This is a genomic window from Alloyangia pacifica, from assembly GCF_003111685.1.
GTDB classification, from domain to species: Bacteria; Pseudomonadota; Alphaproteobacteria; order Rhodobacterales; family Rhodobacteraceae; genus Salipiger; species Salipiger pacificus_A.
On the sequence record NZ_CP022190.1, the window covers coordinates 169,838 to 187,832 of the forward strand.

General features: G+C 67.8%; 17 protein-coding genes. 13 read left to right on the plus strand and 4 right to left on the minus strand.

All coding sequences use genetic code 11. From position 1 onward, the window contains the following. The first annotated feature begins 28 nt into the window (after positions 1-28). Positions 29-1,432: a helix-turn-helix domain-containing protein gene (locus CEW88_RS13790; RefSeq protein WP_108968088.1), complete on the plus strand. Its 1,404-nt coding sequence runs from the start codon at positions 29-31 to the stop codon at positions 1,430-1,432. 3 nt (positions 1,433-1,435) lie between these two features. On the opposite strand, the gene CEW88_RS13795 is transcribed toward CEW88_RS13790, so the two are convergent. Further along, positions 1,436-2,017 carry a hypothetical protein gene (locus CEW88_RS13795; RefSeq protein ID WP_108968089.1) on the minus strand — a complete coding sequence of 194 codons (582 nt, stop codon included), beginning with the start codon at positions 2,015-2,017 and terminating at the stop codon, positions 1,436-1,438. Between the two features lie 259 nt (positions 2,018-2,276). On the opposite strand from CEW88_RS13795, the gene gatC reads away from it, so the two are divergent. The 7 genes from gatC (at position 2,277) to CEW88_RS13830 (ending at position 9,062) form a co-directional block, all read left to right on the plus strand. Beyond that, positions 2,277-2,564 carry an Asp-tRNA(Asn)/Glu-tRNA(Gln) amidotransferase subunit GatC gene (gene gatC / locus CEW88_RS13800; RefSeq protein ID WP_108968091.1) on the plus strand — a complete coding sequence of 96 codons (288 nt, stop codon included), beginning with the start codon at positions 2,277-2,279 and terminating at the stop codon, positions 2,562-2,564. Then, positions 2,561-4,048, plus strand: coding sequence for an Asp-tRNA(Asn)/Glu-tRNA(Gln) amidotransferase subunit GatA (gatA, locus tag CEW88_RS13805; RefSeq protein WP_108968093.1), 1,488 nt, complete (start codon positions 2,561-2,563; stop codon positions 4,046-4,048). The genes gatC and gatA overlap by 4 nt, the downstream gene beginning before the upstream one ends. Positions 4,049-4,092: 44 nt before the next feature. Next, complete coding sequence (locus CEW88_RS13810) at positions 4,093-4,776, plus strand: hypothetical protein (protein WP_108968094.1); 684 nt, start codon at positions 4,093-4,095, stop codon at positions 4,774-4,776. Beyond that, a complete protein-coding gene (locus CEW88_RS13815) occupies positions 4,737-5,444 on the plus strand; it encodes an N-acetylmuramoyl-L-alanine amidase (RefSeq protein WP_108968096.1) in 708 nt (235 codons plus the stop codon). Before CEW88_RS13810 ends, CEW88_RS13815 begins: the two co-directional genes overlap by 40 nt. Positions 5,445-5,636: 192 nt before the next feature. Further along, a complete protein-coding gene (gene ctaD / locus CEW88_RS13820; protein WP_108968098.1) occupies positions 5,637-7,310 on the plus strand; it encodes a cytochrome c oxidase subunit I in 1,674 nt (557 codons plus the stop codon). A gap of 328 nt (positions 7,311-7,638) precedes the next feature. Then, positions 7,639-8,133 (plus strand): DUF2244 domain-containing protein, encoded by a 495-nt coding sequence (locus CEW88_RS13825; protein ID WP_108968100.1) that lies wholly within the window; start codon positions 7,639-7,641, stop codon positions 8,131-8,133. Positions 8,134-8,150: 17 nt separating this feature from the next. Beyond that, the gene (locus CEW88_RS13830) at positions 8,151-9,062 is read left to right on the plus strand and encodes a hypothetical protein (RefSeq protein WP_108968102.1); all 912 of its coding nucleotides are present in this window, start codon (positions 8,151-8,153) and stop codon (positions 9,060-9,062) included. Positions 9,063-9,116: 54 nt separating this feature from the next. On the opposite strand, the gene CEW88_RS13835 is transcribed toward CEW88_RS13830, so the two are convergent. Next, on the minus strand, positions 9,117-9,584 hold the full coding sequence (locus CEW88_RS13835; RefSeq protein ID WP_108968104.1) for a GatB/YqeY domain-containing protein: 468 nt from the start codon (positions 9,582-9,584) through the stop codon (positions 9,117-9,119). A gap of 196 nt (positions 9,585-9,780) precedes the next feature. Between CEW88_RS13835 and carA the strand changes: the two genes are divergently transcribed. Both carA and CEW88_RS13845 read left to right on the plus strand, forming a co-directional pair. Further along, complete coding sequence (gene carA / locus CEW88_RS13840) at positions 9,781-10,926, plus strand: glutamine-hydrolyzing carbamoyl-phosphate synthase small subunit (protein WP_108968106.1); 1,146 nt, start codon at positions 9,781-9,783, stop codon at positions 10,924-10,926. Positions 10,927-11,022: 96 nt separating this feature from the next. Next, positions 11,023-12,921: a glycosyltransferase family 2 protein gene (locus CEW88_RS13845; protein ID WP_108968108.1), complete on the plus strand. Its 1,899-nt coding sequence runs from the start codon at positions 11,023-11,025 to the stop codon at positions 12,919-12,921. Positions 12,922-12,940: 19 nt separating this feature from the next. On the opposite strand, the gene CEW88_RS13850 is transcribed toward CEW88_RS13845, so the two are convergent. Beyond that, positions 12,941-13,585 (minus strand): GntR family transcriptional regulator, encoded by a 645-nt coding sequence (locus tag CEW88_RS13850; protein ID WP_108968109.1) that lies wholly within the window; start codon positions 13,583-13,585, stop codon positions 12,941-12,943. A 146-nt stretch (positions 13,586-13,731) separates the two neighbouring features. Between CEW88_RS13850 and CEW88_RS13855 the strand changes: the two genes are divergently transcribed. From CEW88_RS13855 to CEW88_RS13865, 3 genes are all read left to right on the plus strand, one after another. Continuing rightward, positions 13,732-14,376 (plus strand): pyrimidine 5'-nucleotidase, encoded by a 645-nt coding sequence (locus CEW88_RS13855; protein WP_108968111.1) that lies wholly within the window; start codon positions 13,732-13,734, stop codon positions 14,374-14,376. A 109-nt stretch (positions 14,377-14,485) separates the two neighbouring features. After that, a complete protein-coding gene (locus CEW88_RS13860) occupies positions 14,486-14,701 on the plus strand; it encodes a hypothetical protein (RefSeq protein ID WP_108968113.1) in 216 nt (71 codons plus the stop codon). Positions 14,702-14,757: 56 nt separating this feature from the next. Beyond that, the gene (locus tag CEW88_RS13865) at positions 14,758-15,951 is read left to right on the plus strand and encodes a UbiH/UbiF family hydroxylase (protein WP_108968115.1); all 1,194 of its coding nucleotides are present in this window, start codon (positions 14,758-14,760) and stop codon (positions 15,949-15,951) included. Positions 15,952-15,973: 22 nt separating this feature from the next. Here the strand turns inward: CEW88_RS13865 and CEW88_RS13870 are convergent, their stop codons facing one another. Then, positions 15,974-17,923, minus strand: a complete 1,950-nt coding sequence (locus CEW88_RS13870; RefSeq protein WP_108968117.1) for a lytic transglycosylase domain-containing protein — start codon at positions 17,921-17,923, stop codon at positions 15,974-15,976. Positions 17,924-17,995: the final 72 nt, after the last annotated feature.

Below are 17,995 nucleotides of genomic sequence, written 5' to 3' on the forward strand. Positions count from 1 at the left end.
GCCCCAAGATGGGGGCAAAGGTGCAAACATGGCGACACGAAAACTCTACGCGGGCGCGAAGCTGCGCGACCTGCGCGGGCGGCTGGGGCTGACGCAAAAGGACTTTGCCGGGAAACTCGGCGTGTCGCTGCCCTATCTCAACCAGATGGAGAACAACAACCGCCCGGTTTCGACCACGGTGGTGCTGGCGCTGGCGCAGGAGTTCGGCTTCGACGTCACCGAGCTGGGCCAGGGCGACTCGGAGCGGCTGATCTCGGACATGCGCGAGGCGCTGGCCGACCCGGTTTTCGGCGAGCACGCGCCGCCGCTGGCCGACCTGCGGCTCACCGCCTCCAATGCCCCCGCCCTCGCTCGGGCCTTTCTCGAACTGCACCGCGCCTATCGGCAGACCCACGAGCGGCTGGCCTCGCTCGACGAGGCGCTGGGGCGGGAGGGCACGCAGATGCAGCCGTCGCCTTGGGAAGAGGTGCGCGACTTCTTCCATTATTGCGACAATTACATCGACGCGGTGGACCGCGCCGCCGAGCATTACGCGCATTCGCTGGGAGAGGGCGGCGCCGACCTGCGCGGGGCGGTCATCGCCCACCTGCGCGAGCGCGGCATCACCCTGGAATTCTCGCAATCCGCGCCGCTGCGCAGCTATGACGCCGAACAGCGGGTGCTGACCATGTCGTCACTGGCGCAGCCCGAGACGCTGACCTTCCAGATGCTGATCCAGGTGGCGCTTCTGCGGCAGGACAAACTGCTCGAGGCGACGCTCGATTTGGCCCGTTTCCAGTCCGACACGGCCCGTGCCATCGCCAAGCTCGGGCTCGCCAACTACTTCGCCGGGGCGGTCATGATGCCCTATATGCGGCTGCTGGAAGCGGCGCAGGAGACCCGGCATGACCTGGAGCTTCTGGCGGCGCGCTTCGGCGCTTCCGTCGAGCAGGTGGCGCACCGACTGTCGACGCTTCAACGACCCGGCGCCAAGGGCATTCCCTTCTTCTTCGCGCGGGTGGATCAGGCCGGAACGATCACCAAGCGGCACTCCTCGACCCGGCTGCAGTTCGCCCGTTTCGGCGGCGCCTGCCCGCTGTGGAACGTGCACCAGGCCTTCGAGACGCCGAACCAGTTCCTGCGCCAGCTCGCCGAAACGCCTGACGGGGTGCGCTACGTGCTGCTGGCGCGCGACGTGACCAAGCCCGCGGGCCGCTTTGGCGCGCCGGTGCGGCGCTTTGCCATCGCGCTCGGCTGCGAGGTGAAACACGCCGGCGCGCTGGTCTATGCCGACGGGCTGGATCTGGGGCAGGACCGCGCCTTCGAGCCGATCGGCATCTCCTGCCGGATCTGCGAGCGCACCGATTGTCACCAACGCTCGGTGCCGCCGCTTGAGAAGCGGATTTCCATCCACCCCGAGCGCCGGGACATCCTGCCCTATACGCTGGAGTAGCGCTCAGCCCTCCTGCAGCCGCAGCGCGCGCTTGGTGGCAAAGACCTCCTGCCGCTCGACCCAGGGGTACTTGTGGTCATCAACCACCGGCCCCCAGTAGAGCTCGCCCCCGAACCGCCAGGGATCGAGCACGATCCCCTCTTTCATCGTGCCGCCCTTCTGGCTGACGATGACCGAGCTGTGCTCGATGCGGAAGGTCTTCATCGCGTTGGCGATGCCGCGGTGCAGGTCGAGGGTGCGGAAGTTCTCCTGCTCGAGCCGCGCCTGCAGGTCGTCCGCCCACTGGTAGCACAGGCCGCGGGGTCGGGTGCCGTTGTTGACCTTGATGTTGTGGATGTACGCCGGGTCGGTCACGTTCCACGCGACCGCGAGCTCGCGCGGGTAGTCGATCGAGATGCGCGCCATCCGCTGCGCCTCTTCGGGATCGACGCCGGGGCCAAGATTCTGGATCGACTGCGCCAGCGCGGCGTATTCCGAGGGCGGCGGGGCGGGCACATGCGGATCGCGCGCAGCCGCGCAGGCCGAGAGAAGCGAGGCGGCCAGCAGCAGCGGCAGCACAGAGAGGCGGGAGAAGAACTGGGACACGGCTCGGGAGGTCTTGTTGCTGGGAAATGGAACAGGGCCTGACCTAGCGCGCGGGAGCGAGGCTGTCGAGCGGGGAGCGCTCGACACTTGGGCGAAGCGTCGCCCCTACGCGCGCCAGCCGGGGCGCGGCATTCGACCGGCGGCTTGACCTTGATTCCGGGCACCCGCCCCCTGGCCCCCTCTCTGCGCCTTGCGGGGCGATGCGTGGGGGGGTAAAGGCAACGGGACTTTGACGGACATTCACGGACAGGGGGAACCCATGTCGATCGACATTCAGACGGCGGCGCGTATCGCCAAGCTGGCACGCATCCGCGTGGAAGACGAGGCGCTTCCGGCGCTGGCACAGGAATTCAGCAACATCCTCGAGTTCATCGAGCAGCTGAACGAGGTGGACGTGGAGGGCGTCGAGCCGATGGTCTCGGTGACCCCGATGCGCCTGAAGCGCCGCGCCGACGGCGTGACCGACGGCGGCATGCAGGAGAAGATCCTCGCCAACGCCCCCGATGCCCGCGAGGGCTTCTTTGCCGTGCCGAAGGTGGTGGAATGACCGAGCTGACCAAGATGAAACTGGCCGAGGCCCGCGACGCGCTGCGCAAGGGCGACGTGACCTCGGTGGAGCTGACCGAAGCCTGCCTTTCGGCCATCGAGGGCGCCGATGCGCTCGGCGCCTTCGTGCACAAGACCCCCGAGATCGCGCTGGAGCAGGCCAAGGCCGCCGACGCGCGGATCAAGGCGGGCGACGCGCCTGCCATGTGCGGCCTGCCGATCGGCGTGAAGGATCTCTTCTGCACCAAGGGCGTGCCGTCGCAGGCGGCTTCGGCGATCCTCGAGGGGTTCACCCCCGAGTACGAGTCGACCGTGACCAGCCAGCTCTTCGACGCCGGCGCGGTCATGCTGGGCAAGCTCAACATGGACGAGTTTGCCATGGGCAGCTCGAACGAGAACACCTGCTACGGCCCTGCGGTGAACCCGTGGAAACGGACCGGCGATGACACCCAGCTGACCCCCGGCGGCTCGTCGGGCGGCTCGGCCTCGGCGGTTGCGGCAGATCTCTGCCTTGCGGCCACCGGCACCGACACCGGCGGCTCGATCCGCCAGCCCGCCGCCTTCACCGGCATCACCGGCATCAAGCCGACCTACGGGCGCTGCTCGCGCTGGGGCATCGTCGCATACGCCAGCTCGCTCGATCAGGCCGGCCCGATGACCAAGGACGTGCGCGACGCGGCGATCATGCTGCAGGCGATGTGCGGCCACGACCCCAAGGATTCCACCTCCGCCGACCTGCCCGTGCCCGACTTCGAGGCCATGCTGACCGGCGACATCCGCGGCAAGACCATCGGCATTCCCAAGGAGTATCGCGTCGAGGGCATGCCCGAGGAGATCTCCAAGCTCTGGGACGAGGGCGCGAAGATGCTGCAGGATGCGGGCGCGAAGGTCGTCGAGATCTCGCTGCCGCACACCAAGTACGCGCTGCCGGCCTATTATGTGATCGCGCCGGCGGAAGCCTCGTCCAACCTCGCCCGCTACGACGGGGTGCGCTACGGCCACCGTGCCAAGCTGGCGCAGGGCGAGGGCATCAACGACATGTACGAGAAGACCCGCGCCGAGGCCTTCGGTCTCGAGGTTCAGCGCCGCATCATGGTCGGCACCTACGTGCTGTCGGCAGGCTTCTACGACGCCTACTACAACCGCGCCCGCAAGGTCCGCACGCTGATCAAGAAGGACTTCGAGGATGCCTTCGCCGCAGGGGTCGACGCGATCCTCGCGCCGGCCACCCCGTCGTCGGCTTTCGGCATCGGCGAGATGAAGACCGCGGACCCGGTGCAGATGTACCTGCAGGATGTTTTCACCGTCACGCTGAACCTTGCCGGGCTTCCGGGCGTTGCTGTTCCGACCGGGCTGGACTCCAAGGGCCTGCCGCTCGGACTTCAGTTGATCGGCCGTCCGTGGGAGGAAGGTGATCTTCTGAACACCGCCTACGCGCTGGAACAAGCCGCCGGGTTTGTGGCAAAACCGGCGAAATGGTGGTAAAGGCCCCTTAAAAAAGGCGCCAGAAAAGGACTAGGGCAGCGGTAATGACACGCATTCTCCTCGGTGGCGCGGCCTTGCTGGCCCTCGCCGCCTGCACCACACCGATCCCCGACAGCGGGGCGGGCTTCAACGACTACGACAGCTATCAGGCCGAGCGCGCGCAGCGCGACGCGGTGCTCGAGAGCAGCCCGGCGGTCACCTCCTCGGAGCTCCCCCCGGCGGGGCGGAGCGACGATCCGGCGGTCGCCGCAGCGACCTCGGTGCTCGACGCGCCCGCGGGCACGCCGCTGCCCACGACAACCGGTACCCCGGCGCCGCAGTCGGTCACCGATTCCTCGGGCCTGTCGGAAGAAAACAGCTTTGACGCGGTCTCGTCCGAGCGCACCATCGAGGACGACAAGACGCTGATCCAGCAGAACCGCGCGCAATACGAGGTGGTCGCCCCGACCGATCTGCCGGCGCGGCCGGATTCGGATGCGCCGAACATCGTCGCCTATGCGCTGCAGACCAACAACCCGGTCGGCACGCCGCTCTACAGCCGCTCGGCCTTTGCCTCCGAAGAAAAGGGCCAGCGCAACTGCGCCAAGTACGAGACCAGCGACCGTGCACAGGAAGCCTTCCTGTCCGGCGGCGGCCCCGAGAAGGACCGCAACGGGCTCGACCCGGATGGCGACGGCTTCGCCTGCAGCTGGGATCCCGCGCCCTTCCGCGCGGTGCGCGGCTACTGATCCGGGCCTTGGACCCGATCTGGTTCCCGTCTGACAATTTCGGGCCGCGACGCTACGGCGCGCGGCCCGATCTCGTTGTGCTGCACTATACCGCGATGAAGACCGCGGAGGCGGCGCGCGATTGGCTGTGTTCCCCCGAGGCCGGCGTCTCGGCCCATTACGTGCTTGGCTACGACGGCACCTGCTGGCAGCTGGTGACCGAGGAAATGCGCGCCTGGCACGCCGGGCTCGGTGCTTGGGGCTCGGTGGAGGAGGTCAATTCCCGCTCCATCGGCATCGAGATCGCCAATACCGGCGCCGAGCCCTTCCCCGAGGCGCAAATGGCGGCGCTGGAGGTGTTGCTTTCGGGCATCCTCGCGCGCTGGTCGATTCCCCCTGAACGTGTCATCGGCCACGCCTGCATGGCGCCGGGGCGCAAGATCGACCCGGGCCCGCTCTTTGACTGGTCCCGCCTCGTCACCAAGGGACTGGCGGTGCGCGCCGCGCCCACCGAGCCGGGCGATTTCCTGAAGGACGCCTGGCGCTTTGGCTACCGGGTCACGCCCGAGCAGCTCCCCGCGCTTCTCACCTCCTTCCGCGACCGTTTCCGCCCTGGCGCCAACGGCCCACTCGACGACACCGACCGCGCGCTGATGGCCGGTCTCGCGACGCGCTGGCCCGCCGCCTGAGCCTCGGGGTCGCGAAGCCGCCGCCCGAGAAGCGCGAGGGGGGGTGCGACAATTAATTTTGATCTAGATCAAAGGAGATGATTGCCCGGCCCTTGGTCGGCATCTAAAAGGATTGCCAGACGAGGGGCGTGGAGGAGTAAGTGCGCGCCCTTGCGAGGGACGTACCTAACAAGGACCAACAGGAGGCACGCAATGGCAGATGCAGCCATTCACGGCCACGAGCACGAGGACGACCGCGGGTTCTTCACCCGATGGTTCATGTCCACGAATCACAAGGATATCGGGATTCTCTACCTGATTACCGCGGCATTCGTGGGCCTCATCTCCGTGGCCTTCACCGTCTACATGCGCCTGGAGCTGATGAGCCCGGGCGTGCAGTTCATGTGCATGGAGGGCGCACGCCTCTTCCCGACTTCGGTCGAGAATTGTACCCCCAATGGGCATCTGTGGAACGTGATGATCACCGGCCACGGGATCCTCATGATGTTCTTCGTGGTCATCCCGGCGCTGTTCGGCGGTTTCGGCAACTACTTCATGCCGCTGCAGATCGGCGCGCCGGACATGGCCTTCCCGCGGATGAACAACCTCAGCTACTGGCTTTACGTGACCGGCTCGACCCTGGCGGTCTGCTCGGTCTTCGCCCCCGGCGGCAACGGCCAGCTCGGTTCGGGCATCGGCTGGGTTCTCTACCCGCCGCTTTCGACCACTGAGTCCGGCCTCTCGACTGACCTCGCAATCTTCGCGGTGCACGTCTCGGGTGCCAGCTCGATCCTCGGCGCGATCAACATGATCACCACCTTCCTGAACATGCGTGCCCCGGGCATGACGCTGTTCAAGGTGCCGCTGTTCTCCTGGTCGATCTTCGTGACCTCCTGGCTGATCCTGCTGTCGCTGCCGGTTCTGGCCGGCGCGATCACCATGCTGCTGACCGACCGCAACTTCGGGACGACCTTCTTCAACCCGGCGGGCGGCGGCGACCCGATCCTCTACCAGCACATCCTGTGGTTCTTCGGCCACCCGGAAGTGTACATCGTGATCCTGCCCGGATTCGGCATCATCAGCCACGTGATCGCCACCTTCTCGCGCAAGCCGGTCTTCGGCTACCTGCCGATGGTCTGGGCGATCATCGCGATCGGCGCGCTTGGTTTCGTCGTCTGGGCGCACCACATGTACACCGTGGGGATGTCGCTGACACAGCAGAGCTACTTCATGCTGGCGACGATGGTCATCGCGGTGCCGACCGGCGTGAAGGTATTCAGCTGGATCGCCACGATGTGGGGCGGCTCGATCGAGTTCAAGACGCCGATGCTCTGGGCGATCGGCTTCCTGATCCTCTTCACCATGGGCGGCGTGACCGGCGTGGTGCTGAGCCAGGCAGGCGTCGACCGTGCCTACCACGACACCTACTACGTCGTGGCGCACTTCCACTACGTGATGTCGCTGGGTGCGGTGTTCGCGATCTTCGCGGGGATCTACTTCTACTTCCCCAAGATGACCGGCAAGATGTACCCCGAATGGGCGGGCAAGCTGCACTTCTACGTCATGTTCATCGGTGCGAACCTAACCTTCTTCCCGCAGCACTTCCTGGGCCGCCAAGGCATGCCGCGCCGCTACATCGACTATCCCGAGGCATTCGCCCTCTGGAACCACGTGTCGAGCTGGGGCGCGATCATCTCCTTCGCCTCTTTCCTGTTCTTCTTCTGGATCATGTGGCACTCGCTGCGCAAAGGCGCCGCCTGCACCGCCGCGAACCCGTGGAACGAATACGCGGATACGCTGGAGTGGACCCTGCCTTCGCCGCCGCCCGAGCACACCTTCGAGCAGCTGCCGAAGCGCGAGGACTGGGACAAGCATCCCGCCCACTGAGCGGCTGACGCTCAGAGAGAGTGACAAGCGCCGGCCCCGGGGAAACCCTCGGGGCCGGTTCTCCTTTGCGGGGCCGCGTCCCGAGGAGACCGCGATGACCCTGCTCGACCGCTTCGCTGTGATCGCCGACATCCACGGCCATGCCGACCCGCGGCAGGCCGTGCTGGCAGGTGGCGCACCAGCACATGCCCTACAATCCCGCTCGCATGGTTGCCCTTGCCCGCAAAGGCGGCCGCGACGACTGGGCCGCGGCGCTCGAGTCCGGCTGGATCAGCGGTTGACCGGCAATTCCCTTCGACAGGCCGCGCGAGGGTGCTAGTCTCCGCCCATGCCCTACCGGTGGACCCCAGCCCCTGACGACACGGGCGGCGAGCTGACGCTCTGGCCGCACCAGTCGCTTTCGGCCAAGGGCTTCGTCACCTTCATCGGGATTTTCTTCTTCATGGCGCTGATCCCCTTCTACGGGCTGCTCGGCACGCATCTGCTCTGGGCGCTGCTGCCCTTCATGCTCGCAGCGCTCGGCGGCATCTGGTATGCGCTGCGCCGCAACGAGCGGGACCGGCAGATCGTCGAGGTGCTGACGCTTTCGCCGCAGATCACGCAGCTGCTGCGCCAGAACCCGCGCGGCGCGGCGCAGGACTGGCAGTGCAATACCTATTGGGTCACTGCCCAGATGCACGAGACCGGCGGACCGGTGCCCCATTACGTCACGCTCAAGGGCGCGGGACGCGAGGTTGAGATCGGCGCCTTTCTGAGCGAAGAGGAGCGCAAGACGCTCTACCTCGAGCTTTCCGACCGGCTGCGGCATCTGGCGCGGCCCTGACCGCGCGAAAGGTTTCCATGGCCCAGGTCCCTGCCACCAAGAAGATGAAGCGCCGGGCGCTGCGCCTTGCCGCCGCCGTGAGCCCGACGCTGGCCGGAAAGCTCTCGCCCGTGGCCTCGGAACGCGCCGCGCTCGCGCTGCGGGTCGCGACGACCGGACGGCAGCGCCCCCGCGCCGAGCAGGTGGTCTTTCTCATTCCTCTGGTCGGGCCGCACCACGTCGGAGACTGGGAGGCGGTAATCGCCCGGCTGGCGCAGACGCTGGAGAGCTTCCGACGGCAGCAAGGCGCCTGGAAGGCAGTGATCTGTTGCCAGGAGCGCCCGCCCCTGCCCGCTGCGCTGGCCGCAGATGCGCGCATCAGCTGGCTGCCCTTCGACGATCCGACCCCCGGCAACGACAAGTGGCGCAAGCTTGCGGCGCTCTGCGATCACCTTGGAAAGATCGTCACGACACCCTCCTACGTCATGAGTTTCGATGCCGACGACCTGCTGCGGGACGGCACCGTGGCCGAAATGCTGGAGCGGCAGGAGGCAGGTTATCTTGTCGAAGAGGGCTACGTCATGGACCACGCCACCGGCGACGTCGCGCTGGCCGGACCGCCGACTGCTGCGCTGCCGCTGCGCAAGCCGTTCTGGAAGCTCTGCGGCTCATGCCTCGCGCTGCACCACGACCCGGCGCTGCCGCAGAGCGCGGATTTCCTGCGCGAGATGACCCAGCATGAGCACCGGATGTTCCCCTATCTCGCGGCGCTGGCCGGGCGGACGCTGGTGCCATTCCGCACGCCTGCTGTGCTCTACGTGCTGAACCACGGGGAAAATTTCGGCGCCCGGCGCGGGCGGGTCGGGTTCAAGACCCGCTTCGTTCAGCGTTTCCGGATCGCCGATGCAACCGAGGTCTCGCAGGTGGCGGAGGCGTTCCCCGCCCCCTGAACGCGCGGCACCTCTCTTCCAAGAGAGGTGCAAATTTCTTCGAGGGAACGTGCCTCAGCCGGCCGCCGCGAGCCGGTCCTTGACCATCGGCCCGACGGCGCCGAAATCCATGCGGCCCTGATAGCGCGTCTTGAGCACGCCCATCACCCGGCCCATATCGCGGATCGAGCTGGCGCCCACTTCCTTGACCGCCGCGTCGACCGCCTGCGAGACCTCGTCGTCGCTCAGCGGCTTGGGGAGAAACTCCTCGATGATCGGGATCTCGGCCAGTTCCGCCTCGGCGAGGTCGAGACGCCCGCCCTCTTCGTAGGTGCGCGCGCTCTCGCGGCGCTGCTTCACCATCTTGGCGAGGATCGACAGCAGCTCCGCATCCTCGACCCCGTCGTCATTGCCCTCGGCACGGGCGGCGATGTCCCGATCCTTCACGGCTGCGGTGATCAGGCGCAGCGTCGAGAGCCGCTCGGAGTCCTTGTCTTTCATGGCCTGTTTGGTGGCGGCCTTGATGCGTTCTCGCAAATCCATCGGAAAGGATATCCCCTTACGTTTCCAAGCCCCGAGACTACAGAAAGGCTCCAAAGGGCGCAATCCCGCCCTATACCAATGGAAGCCATTGTTTTTGCTATATTTATTTGGGCAAATCAGCGCTTGACCCTTTCGAGCGCTTCCCTTAGGCATGGCGCGATTTGCTTCCCGCCCAGATCCGAACAGGAGTCGCGCCATGTCGCTCGCCACCCCCCAAAAGCCCACCGCATGCCTCGCGCTCGCCGATGGGACGCTGTTTTACGGACAGGGGTTCGGTGCCACGGGGGAGGCGCAGGCCGAGCTCTGCTTCAACACCTCGATGTCCGGCTACCAGGAAATCATGACCGATCCGTCCTACGCCGGGCAGATCGTCACCTTCACCTTCCCGCACATCGGCAACACCGGGGTAAACCCCGAGGACGACGAGACCGGCGATCCGGTCGCGGCGGGCATGGTGGTGAAATGGATGCCGACCCAGTCCTCGAACTGGCGTGCGGTGCAGGAGCTCTCCGACTGGCTGGCGGCGCGCGGGCGCATCGCCATCGGCGGCATCGACACCCGCCGGCTGACCCGGGCGATCCGCCAGCAGGGCGCGCCGCACGTCGCCATCGCGCACAACCCCGAGGGCGTCTTCGACGTCGAGGCGCTGGTCGCCTCCGCCCGCGCCTTCCCCGGCCTCACCGGGCTCGACCTCGCCAAGGACGTGACCTGCGCCCAGAGCTACCGCTGGGACGAGATGCGGTGGGCTTGGCCGGACGGCTACAAGGCTCAGACCAACCCGCGCAAGAAGGTGGTCGCCATCGACTACGGCGCCAAGCGCAACATCCTGCGCTGCCTGGCCTCGGCCGGCTGCGAGGTGACGGTGCTGCCCGCCACCGCGACAAAAGACGAGGTTCTGGCGCATAACCCCGACGGCGTCTTCCTGTCGAACGGCCCGGGCGATCCTGCCGCCACCGGCAAATACGCCGTGCCGATGATCAAGGGTATCCTCGACGAGACCGAGCTGCCGATCTTCGGCATCTGCCTTGGCCACCAGATGCTGGCGCTGGCGCTCGGCGCCAAGACCATCAAGATGAACCACGGCCACCACGGTGCGAACCACCCGGTCAAGGAACTCGAGACCGGCAAGGTCGAGATCACCTCGATGAACCACGGCTTCGCCGTCGACGGCCAGACCCTGCCCGCCGGTGTGGTCGAGAGCCACGTGAGTCTCTTCGACGGCTCGAACTGCGGGATTCGCATGACGGACCGGCCTGTGTTCTCGGTTCAGCACCACCCCGAGGCCAGCCCCGGCCCGCAGGACAGCTTCTACCTGTTCGAACGCTTCGTGAACAACATGTGATCTTCCCGCGATTTGTTTCGCGGAGAGCCACAATTTAAGACTCGATTTACCGACATGCCCTGAACTCCCTGTATCTAGAGAGTTCAGGAGCCTGTCATGCAAGACACGCCTCCGACGTCCCAGACTCGCCGGCGCGCCGGTGGGCTGTCCGATCTTGGCCGTCCGATATCCGCGCTCCTCCTCGAGGACGGGGCCTTGGACGCGGTACAGGCGCTCGAGGCACTGGCCCGCAGCCGGCTCGAGCGCAATCCCCTCTCCCGCCTGCTGCAGGCCGAGGGACGGGTCTCGCCCGAGCAGCTGCGCGACACTCTGGCGCGCAGCCACGGGGCGCCCGCGCTGTCCCGGCTGACCGCCCCGCCCTCCGCCGCGCTTGCGGGTCTGCTGCCGCCCGATGTCTGCCTGCGCCACGGCGCGCTGCCCTGGTTGCGGATTGATGACGGGCTGCTGCTTGCCATGGCGCATCCCGAGGGCTTCGCCCGGGTCCGCGCCCTGCTGCCCGAGAGCGAGAGCCGCGTTGTTCTGGCCCTCGCGACCGAGGCGGACATCTTCGCCGAGGTCACCGAGCGCCACGCCGCGGACATGGCGTTGCAAGCCGAAACCAGTCTTCCCGCCGACCTCAGCTGCCGCGACTTGAACCGGTTGCCGCCTTCGCGCGCCGCTCTGCTCGCCATTTCGCTGGCCGCGCTGCTGACGCTGCTGTTCAGCGCCCCGACAATGTTCTTTGGCGCGGCTCTCGCGCTGGCCGCGACGACGATGCTGGTCACGCAGCTTGCCAAGCTGGCCGCCTTCGGAGCCGGCATGGCCCCGATGCCCCCGGTCCCCACCGATCCGGAGGGTGGACCCTCGGGAAGCCCTTCCATTTCGCTCATTGTCCCGCTGCACCGCGAGGAAACCATCGCCGCCACGCTGGTGCAGCGGCTTGATCGGCTCGACTACCCGCGCGCCGCGCTCGAAGTGCTGTTGGTGCTCGAGGCCGAGGACAGGATCACCCGCGCCACGCTCGACGCCGCGGCGCTGCCGCCGTGGATGCGCATCGTCGAGGTGCCCCCCGGCGGCGTAACCACCAAGCCCCGCGCGCTGAACTACGCGCTCAACTTCGCCCGCGGCGCGCTCATCGGGGTCTACGACGCCGAGGATTGCCCCGCCCCGGACCAGCTGCGCCGCCTCGTCGCGCATTTCAGCCGCGCCCCGCCCGAGATCGGCTGCGTGCAGGGCATTCTCGATTTCTACAATCCCAAGGCAAACTGGCTCTCGCGCTGCTTCACCCTCGAATACGCCTCCTGGTTCCGCATCCTGCTGCCCGGCTTTGCACGGCTTGGCTTTGCGATCCCGTTGGGGGGCACCACCGTCTTCTTCCGCCGCGAGGCGCTCGACCGGGTTGGCGGTTGGGATGCGCATAACGTAACCGAAGACGCCGACCTCGGCATCCGTCTGGCCCGCTTCGGCTATCGCACCGAGCTGTTGCCGCTGGTCACCCTGGAAGAGGCCAATTGCCGGCTCTGGCCCTGGATCCGCCAGCGCTCGCGCTGGCTCAAGGGCTACCTGATCACCTGGCGGGTCCACATGCGCCATCCCCGCCGCTGCCTGCGCGAGCTGGGTGCGTGGCGGATGCTGGGGCTGCAACTCATCTTTCTCGCCGCCCTACTGCAGTTGCTGCTGGCGCCGCTGCTCTGGGGCTTCTGGCTCTATCAGCTCGGGGCGTCCTACCCGGCGCTCGGCCCCGCCACGGCCAACCTGCTGCCGGCGCTCACAACGCTGCTGCTCGGCTCCGAGGCGGTGATGCTCCTTATCGGCCTCGGCGGCGTGCTGCGCAGCCCGCATCCGCGGCTGCTGCCTTGGGTGCCGACGCTGTTCCTCTATTACCCGCTGGCCACGATCGCGCTCTACAAGGCGCTGTGGGAGACGCTGCGCCGGCCCTTCTACTGGGACAAGACCACCCACGGGCACTCGGCCCCGGACCACGCGGGCACCGATGCTCCCACGGGCGATCCGTGACGGCTCAGGCTGGCACGGATCAGGCGGTCTTGCGGCTGTCGAGCTTGAGGCGGGTGACGAAGGCCACCGAGATATGTTCGCGCAGCGCCTTGTCTGCCGCCGCCTCGTCGCGCCGGGCGATGGCATCGACGATGGCCGCATGTTCCGCCAGCGCATTCGTTCCGCGCCCCTCGGCGGCCAGCGAGGTCGTCGCCATCAGCGCCATGGAGCGATGCACGAGGTCAAGCTGCTGCACGAGGTAGCGGTTGTGCGAGGCGAGCTGGATCATCCGGTGGAAGCGGCGGTTGGCCCGCGCCAGTGCCGCCGGATCGTTGAGCAGGGCTCGGTCGTCCTCGACCATGTCGCGCAGCACCTGCACCTCTTCCTCGGTGGCATGGCGCGCCGCGAGCCGGGCGGCCAGACCTTCCAGCTCGGTGCGGACCACGTAGAGCTCGGCCATCTGGTTGTGATCGAGCGAGGCGACGATCAGCGAGCGCCCGTCGCGCGCCAGAAGCGATTGCGTCTCGAGCCGCTGCAGCGCCTCGCGGATCGGCGTGCGCGAGACACCGAATCGCTCGGCCAGCTCGCTCTCCACCAGCCGGTCGCCGGGGCGGTACACCCCCTGGTCGATAGCCTCGAGGATCAGCGTGTAGGCATCCTTGTTCGGCGTCCGGATCTGGCTCATCTGGGGCGGTCCTTCATAGGTGATGCAGCAAGATAGCGGGAGCGGGGGGCCGGGATCAACGCCCCGCTTGGCCGCAGGCCGCGCAGCGTCGCCCTGCGGCCCCACCGCGCATTGCCGCCCGCCTTGCCCGAGCGTAGGGTGCAGCCATGGTAAAGCAGTATTTCTCCCACGTGCGCCACTGGGTCTTCGACCTCGACAACACGCTCTATCCGCCGGCCGTGCGGCTCTTCGACCAGATCGAGCGCAAGATGACCGACGTGGTCATGCGGGTGACGGGCGCCGACAAGGCCGAGGCCAACACCCTGCGCAAGCGCTGGTGGATGGATCACGGCACGACGCTGGCCGGGCTGATGGCAAACCACCAGCTCGACCCCGAAGCCTATCTGACCGAGGTGCATGACATCTCCTTCGACGCACTCGAGCCCGACCCGCGCCTTGCCGAGCTGATCGCGAACCTGCCGGGGCGCAAGATCGTCTACACCAACGGCAGCGCGCCCTATGCGGCGCGGGTGCTGGAAGCGCGCGGGCTCGCGGCCGCTTTCGACGCGATCTACGGCGTCGAGCACGCCGGATATCTCCCAAAGCCCGAGCCGAGGGCCTTCGAGACGGTCTTTGCCCTTTCCCGCACCGACACCGGCACCGCGGCGATGTTCGAGGACGATCCGCGTAATCTTGCCGCACCCCACGCCATGGGCATGCGCACCGTCCATGTCGCCCCCGAACGCGGAGAAGGCGAACATATCCAGCATCATACGGACGATCTGACGGCTTTCCTCGCCCGGCTTTCCTGAGCCGCCCCGACCGCCTCGCCGCCGCGGCGCGGGGGCTGCGACATTTTTCGGCATGGGAGCACACAGGCTCCCTGCCTATCTCCTGCCCAGCTTCAGACAGGAGAGTCCCATGACCGCAGCCGACTTCACCACCGTTCAGGACACCCACGCCCCCGCCAAGCGCGGACTTCGCGGCGAGGCCGTCTTCTTCCTCGTGGCCGCGCTGCTGCTGGTGATCGCCGTGGTCAACACCCTGGCCTTCGGCCTCGTGGGCCTTGCCATGACCGCGCTGGCGCTGGTGCCGGTGTGCTACTCCATGCTGCTCTGGATCACCGTCGGCAAGTAAGCCGCATGGTCATGGCCGGCCGCCTGCCCTAGATAAGGGCGCAAAGGAGAGCGGTCATGGATTACGACATTCTCATCTCGGGCGGCGGGATCGCCGGGCTCACCGCGGCCGCGGCCTTCGGCAACGCCGGCTTCTCGGTGCTCTGCGTCGATCCGGCGCCGCCGGTGACAGAGCGCGAGGCGCAGGGCGCCGACCTGCGCAGCACCGCCTTCCTGCAACCGGCGCAGGCGTTTCTCGCCGAGGCGGGCCTCTGGGAGCGCCTCGCCCCGCACGCCATGCCGCTGCAGGTGATGCGCATCGTCGACGCCGGCGGCGAGCTGCCCGAGCCGCGCATCGTCAAGGATTTCGACAGCGCCGAGATCTCCGAGCTGCCCTTCGGATGGAACCTTCCCAACTGGCTGCTGCGGCGCGAGCTGTCGGCCCACCTGCACGGGATGGAGCGCGTCACTTTCCTGCCCGGCACCGCCACGACCGCGCTCTTCACCCGCGAGGCCGAGGCCCGCGTCACGCTCAGCGATGGCCGCCGTATCCGCACCCGGCTGGTGATCGCCGCGGACGGACGCAATTCGCCGATGCGCGAGGCCGCGGGGATCGGCGTGAAGACCACCCGTTTCGGGCAGAAGGCGCTGGCCTTCGCCACCACCCACCCGATCCCGCATGACAATGTCTCGACGGAAATTCACCGGACCGGCGGGCCGTTCACGCTGGTTCCCCTGCCCGATTTCGAGGGCCAGCCCTCCTCGGCGGTCGTGTGGATGGAGGAAGGGCCAAAGGCCGAGGCGCTGATGGCCTTGGACGAGGCCGCCTTCGAGGCCGCCATGTCCGAACGGTCCTGCCACCATTTCGGCCCGCTGAAGCTGGCCTCGCGCCGCACCATCTGGCCGATCATCGCGCAGCACGCCGAGAGCCTGACCGGCCAGCGCCTCGCGCTTGTGGCCGAGGCGGCGCATGTGGTGCCCCCCATCGGCGCGCAGGGGCTGAACATGTCTCTGGCCGACATGAAGGTGCTGCACGATCTCGCGGTGGCGCGCCGCGAGGCGCTTGGCGAGGCGTCGATGCTCGACGCCTACGCCTGCAAGCGGATGCCCGACATCCGCGCCCGCGTCGCCGGGATCACCGCGCTGAACCGCGCCTCGATGCTGTCGACCCCGCTGCTGCGCGACGCGCGCGCCACGGCGCTGGATGCGCTCTACGGCGTCAAATCCGTGCGCAAGACGCTGATGCAGATGGGCCTCGGCGCGAAGGGGTGAGGCCCCGTTACGCCGGGCGCTTCTACTGCCCCACCCGCAGCGTATGGCCGGTCAGCTCCTCGCTGAACGGCACCGGGTGCGGCTCGAGTCCCAGCCGCGCGCGGTAGACCGGCAGGCTCTCGGTCACCCGCATCACGTAGTTGCGGGTCTCGGTGAAGGGGATCATCTCGATCCAGTCGATCATGTCGATCTCACCCTTCAGCGGGTTGCCGAAGATCTTCATCCAGCTCACCGGGCGCGACGGCCCGGCGTTGTAGCCCGCCGCCATCATCACCGGGTTGCCGTCGAACTGCTGCGACAGGCTCTGCAGGTAGCGCGCGCCGAGCTTGGCGTTGTAGCCCGGGTTGTCCAGCAGGCCCTCGAAACTGTAGGGCACGCCGAGCCAGCCCGCGACTTCCTTGGCGGTGCCGGGCATCAGCTGCATCAGTCCGCGCGCGCCCGCGCCGGAGACCACGCGCGGATCGAACTCGGACTCGCGCCGCGCGATCGACAGCACCATCTCACGCGGGACCGGGAAGTCCACCTTCAGCAGGTCCGGGTGCAGCGCGTAGTAGGGGCCGGCCAGCTCGAGCCCATATTGCGCCGCGCGCTTGCCGACCATGACCTCGACGTGCGGACGCTGCATCTGTGCCAGCATCTGTCCGAGCTGGCCGATCTGCTGCCGGTCGAGCCCTTCGGCGAGATGGGTCAGGAAGCGCTCGCCCAGCGACGTCTCGCCCGACGCCAGCAGCAGGATCGCGGCGCTGTAGACGCTGCTCTGGGTAAACGGCGCCGCGCGCCAGTCGGGGAAGCTCTCGGTTCCCGCCAGCTTCGGGTCGGACGCGATGCCGCCACGCTCCGCCGCCAATAGCCCATAGAAGGAGGTCTGGTAGCGCGCGCCCTGCGCATAGGCCTGCTTCGCCCCCTCGGTGTCGCCCAGCTCTTCCAGCGCGCGGCCCATCCAGTAGCCCGCACGGCCCTTGGAGATTGGCGAGGTCACCGCGCCGTCGTGGTTGCGGAAGTGGCGCAGCGCGGTCTGCGGATCTTCGAGTAAGCGCAGCGCGATGAAGCCAGAGAGCCATTCCAGCGCCGCGTATTGGTCGCCCTCGGTCAGGCCGTGGCGCGAGGCAATGGCATAGGCGGTTTCGGCATCGCCCCGGCGCATTCTCTGGTGCGCCAGGTCGTCGCGCCGCCCGGCCCAGGCCCAGGGCTCGCCAAGCGCCTCGGCACTGCTCGAGCGTTCGAGCAGCAGCGAGATGGCATCGTCGTCGCGGCCCTTGCGGAGACGCCAGAGGTAGCGCTCGTAGGCCAGCCCCGGATCGTTCGCTAGAGCCGCGGGCACCGCTTCGATGCGGCTATCGACGCCCGGATCCAGCGCGCGCAGCGCCAGCCGCGCCTCCGCGAGCTTGCGCCAGCCGTCCGAGACCAGCGGCAGAAGCGCCCGCGCATTGTCCTCCCATCCCTGCCAGAGCGCCATGTCGAGCCGCGCCTCGTGATGCGGTTTCAGCAGATCGGGCCAGTCGCGCAGGAACGTCGCGCGCTCTTCGGCGCTGAGCGGCAGGGTGCGCCACGCCATGACGATGTCGGCCTCGGCGGCGCCGCGTTGCCCCTCGGCCAGATGCGCGCGCGCCAGCGCCAGCGCCCCGGCGCCGGTCTGCGGCAGGTAGCCCGAGAAGAACGCGCGGATGGTGCCGAGATCGGATTCGGAAATGGCGATCTCGGACTTCTCGCGCAGGTAGGGTATGCCCGGCCAGTCGGGGTTGCGCGTGATGAAATCCATCACCTGGGCGGCGTTGCCCCGGCTGGCGCGCAGGTAGTGCCAGAGCACCACGTCGAGCGCGGCCTGACCGTCGCCACGCGACTCGATGAGAGCGGAGGCCCAGTTGCCCGACCGCATGTCCGCCATGGCCTTGGCGAGCGGGCGCTCGTCGGGCAGGGCAGGCGTGGCAATCAGGGCAAGAAGCACGAAGAGAGCGGCGCGGAGGCGCGACATGAGCTTGCAATTTCCTTGACGAAAAGGAATAGACACGCCGCGGAGATTACCGCGTGGCAGGGGGTGATCCAA